The organism is Streptomyces sp. HSW2009 (assembly GCF_040240285.1).
Classification (GTDB): Bacteria; Actinomycetota; Actinomycetes; order Streptomycetales; family Streptomycetaceae; genus Streptomyces.
On record NZ_JBEHZD010000662.1, the window covers coordinates 1 to 3,761 of the forward strand.

Sequence of the window (3,761 nt, forward strand, 5' to 3'; positions counted from 1 at the left end):
CCCCCCCCCCCCCCACCCCCCACCGGCGGCCGCCGGGGGGGGGCGGATATGTTAAAACCCCACCGCGGCCCCCACCGCCCCGGCGGCCGGCTGAGCCACACCGCGTAACCCTGCACCGCGCTCCGCGACTCCGCCCCGCGCCCCGCGACCCCGTACGGTGCCCCGCAACTCCGCACCGTCCCCCGCAAATTCACCCCGCATCCCGCATCCCGCATCCCGCATCCCGCACCCCGCTTCGCGCGAGCGCTCGCGCGCAGCGCCGTACCGCCCCCCGCGCGTTGACGGGCCCCCCCCCCCCCCCCCCCCCCCCCCCCCCCCCCCCCCCCGCCCCCCCCCCCCCGCCACGCGCCGCCCCGCCCGCCGCTCGTGGCGGGGCCCGCCCCGCGCGCGGGGCGACGTCACCGGCCCCGTCCGGGCGGGCAACTCCGGACCATCCCCGCTCGCGCGGGGCTCACGCTCGCATCTCCCACCTGCGCGTAGAGGGCTCCGGACCATCCCCGCGCGTGCGGGGACACCCCACCAGGTGGGTGATCAGCGCGCCCCACTCCGGACCAGCCCCGCGTGCGGGGACGCGTCCGCACGGGCCCGTAGCCCTTCGACGGCCTCCGGAACACCCCGCCGCCGTACGGGGAACGCGCTCCCGGGCGCGGCCCCGGGCCCGCCCCCAGGCCCGTGCCAGCCCCCAACCGCCAGGCCCCGGGCCGGACCCCGGCCCGTCCCGGGCCCCCGACCCCGTGCGGGGCCCGTCCTCACAGCCAGCCGGCCCCCTGTGAGATGCGGATGGCGTCCACCCGGTTGCGGGCTCCGGTCTTGCGGGTGATGGCGGCCATGTAGTTGCGGACCGTGCCGTGCGACAGATGGAGCCGGCGCGCTATGTCGCCCACCGTCGCCCCCTCGGCGGCCAGCGTCAGGACGCTCAACTCGCGCTTGGTCAGGGGTATCTCGGCCGCCTGGAGGAAGCCGAAGCCCAGCGTCTCGTCGATGAATCGTTCCCCCTTGGCCACCCGACGGATGGCGGCGAGGAGTCGGTCGGGCGGGGCGTTCTTGTCGACGTAGCCCAGCGCCCTGGCCTCGTACGCCTGGCGCAGACAGCCGGGGCGGTCCGCGTTGGCCAGGACGAGCAGTTCGTGTGCGGTGTCGCCGCGGCCGGGGGCCAGCCCGGCGAGCCCGGTGCCGTCGGCCAGGGCCGAACTGCCGACGGCGCCGGGACAGTCCACGTCCACCACGCACACGTGCGGGCGTAACGCGCGCGTGGAGCTCGGTGCGTTGTGCCAGGAACTCGCCGTCGTCTCGATGTCGCAGGCCGTGCTGAGCAGGGCGCGCAGCGCGGACCGTAACAGTCGGGTGTCGTGCACTAGATGAACTCGGATCACGTTCTGAAACCCTCCCCAACCCCCGTCCCCGGCGCTTGCCGAGCGAGGTCCATAGATACCTGCGATCGAGCCGGACTTGGATGGGGATAACGAGCCAAAACGGGGCGTGGGGGCGCACAACGGATGCAAAATGCGCCTCGCGCGCCCCCCTATGTGTCAGGTGGGGCTGGTGAGGTCAATCAGTCGGCAAACGGTCTCCATATCGATCTTTACCTGGGCAATCGATGCCCGTCCGGACAGCCAAGTGATCAATGCCGAATGCCAGGTGTGCTCGATGACGCGTACGGCCGACAACTGCGCCGGGGTCGGCGCCCCCTCAAGCCCCATGGCGTCCACGATGATCGCCGTCGTCAACCGGGAGACCATGTCCACCTCGGGGCTGACGGAGCGGTCGGCGAAGGTGAGCGCCCGCGCCAGCGCCTCCGCGCGCCGCGGCGCGCGCTGCATGGCGCGGAACGCCCGCATCAGCGTCTGGGCGACCCGCGCAGAGGGCTCCTCCTCCGTCGGCGGGCGCTTGCGCAGCGTCTCGTGCAACTGCTGCAACTGGTCCTGCATGGTGGCCACCAGCAGGTGCACCTTGGAGGGGAAGTAGCGGTAGAGCGTGCCGAGCGCCACGCCCGAACTCTCGGCCACCTCCCGCATCTGCACCGCCTCGAACCCGCCCCGGCTGGCCAGTTGGGCGCTGGCGTGCAGAATCCGGCGGCGGCGTGCCTCCTGCCGCTCGGTGAGCGGCGCCGGGGTCGGCTTCGAGACTGCGGTCATCTGTCCTACTTCGGTGCGGGTGCCGACACGCGCCGAACGACGGCGCACGCCGGGCACGATGGCAGGGCCCTGAAGGCGGTGCGAGTGCTGAAACCTGTTTCACTTTAACGCGCCGCCGCGAACCGGAACCCTTGCGTACGGGGCGGGTTCGACCGGTGCGACACCCGGCCTTCGGGACCCGCGCACCCTGGCCCACCCTGCGGCGCACTGTGCCGACGGCCGGTCGTGGGCGGTTCGGCGCGAAGGGAATGCTCACCGGCCCCCACGCGTTCCTTCGGTGGAACTTGTTCTAAATATCGGTGAGCGGTTACGCTCCCGCTGAACTGCATCACACCGCATGAAGGGGGCCGCGAGTGAGTGCCGAGGCCGCGCAGGCGACCGGTCCTGAACCGCTCCGGGCAGCGCCCCCGACCGCCGAGGGCGCCCCACTGCGCATCGCGCTGCTCAGCTACAAGGGCAACCCGTTCTGCGGCGGCCAAGGTGTGTACGTACGACACCTCTCGCGCGAGCTGGCCCGCCTCGGCCACCACGTCGAGGTGCTCGGCGCCCAGCCCTACCCGGTCCTGGACGACACCACAGGACCCGCCTTCCCGGCCGGCGGCAGCGTCCGCCTCACCGAGCTGGCCAGCCTCGACCTGTATCGACAGCCCGACCCGTTCCGCACGCCGAAGGCGCACGAGCTTCGCGACTGGATCGACGTCCTTGAGGTCGGCACCATGTGGGCCGGCCGCTTCCCCGAGCCGCTCACCTTCAGCCTGCGGGCCCGCCGGCACCTCGCGGCCCGGCCCGGCGCCGTCGACGTCGTGCACGACAACCAGACCCTCGGGTACGGCATCCTCGGCCTGCCCCGCGCCGGATTCCCGCTGGTCACCACGGTCCACCACCCCATCACGGTGGACCGCAAGCTGGAGCTGGACGCCGCGGTCGACCGCCAGCGTCGGGCCGCGGTGCGCCGCTGGTACGGCTTCACCAGGATGCAGAAGCGCGTCGCCAAGCGGCTGCCTTCGGTGCTCACCGTCTCCGGCTCGTCCCGCCGCGAGATCGTCGACCACCTCGGCGTCGCGCCCCGTCGGGTGCACGTGGTGCACATCGGCGCCGACACCGCCCTCTTCTCGCCCGACCCCGCCGTCTCGCAGGTCCCCGGCCGCATCGTCACCACCTCAAGCGCCGACGTGCCGCTCAAGGGCCTCAGCTACCTGGTGGAGGCGGTCGCCAAGCTCCGTACGGAACAGCCCGCCGCGCACCTGGTCGTCGTCGGCAAGCAGCCGACAGAAGGCCCAGTGGCCGCCGCCATCGAGCGGTACGGGCTGGCCGATGCGGTCAGGTTCGTCAAGGGCATCAGCGACGCGGAACTGGTCGACCTGGTGCGCAGCGCGCAGGTGGCGTGCGTGCCCTCGCTGTACGAGGGGTTCTCGCTGCCCGCGGCGGAGGCCATGGCCACCGGTACCCCGCTGGTGGCCCCCCCCCCGGGGGGGCCCCCCCCCGGGGCGGGGGGGGGCGGGGGGGCCGGGGGGGCGGGGGGGGGGGGGCGGGGCGGTCCCCGCGCGCCGCGCGGCCGTCGGCGAGAGGGCCATCACCAGCCGGTGCGCCAACAGGTAGGCGGTGTGGTGGTCGCGGGGCAGACAG

The 3,761-nt window shown here is 73.8% G+C and carries 3 protein-coding genes; 1 reads left to right on the forward strand and 2 read right to left on the reverse strand.

Translation table 11 applies throughout. From position 1 onward, the window contains the following. Nucleotides 1-749: 749 nt before the first annotated feature. Nucleotides 750-1,373 (reverse strand): response regulator transcription factor, encoded by a 624-nt coding sequence (locus AAHZ94_RS30345; RefSeq protein ID WP_349996936.1) that lies wholly within the window; start codon nt 1,371-1,373, stop codon nt 750-752. A 156-nt stretch (nt 1,374-1,529) separates the two neighbouring features. Further along, complete coding sequence (locus AAHZ94_RS30350) at nt 1,530-2,135, reverse strand: TetR family transcriptional regulator (RefSeq protein WP_349996937.1); 606 nt, start codon at nt 2,133-2,135, stop codon at nt 1,530-1,532. Nucleotides 2,136-2,488: 353 nt separating this feature from the next. On the opposite strand from AAHZ94_RS30350, the gene AAHZ94_RS30355 reads away from it, so the two are divergent. Beyond that, nucleotides 2,489-3,761, forward strand: a 1,273-nt coding sequence (locus AAHZ94_RS30355) for a glycosyltransferase family 4 protein (protein ID WP_349996938.1), incomplete at its 3' end; no start/stop codon positions are given.

Bases quoted from the DNA above. Each gene is read 5' to 3' on its own strand.
- AAHZ94_RS30350 (WP_349996937.1), bottom strand. From the start codon at position 2,135: ATGACCGCAGTCTCGAAGCCGACCCCGGCGCCGCTCACCGAGCGGCAG.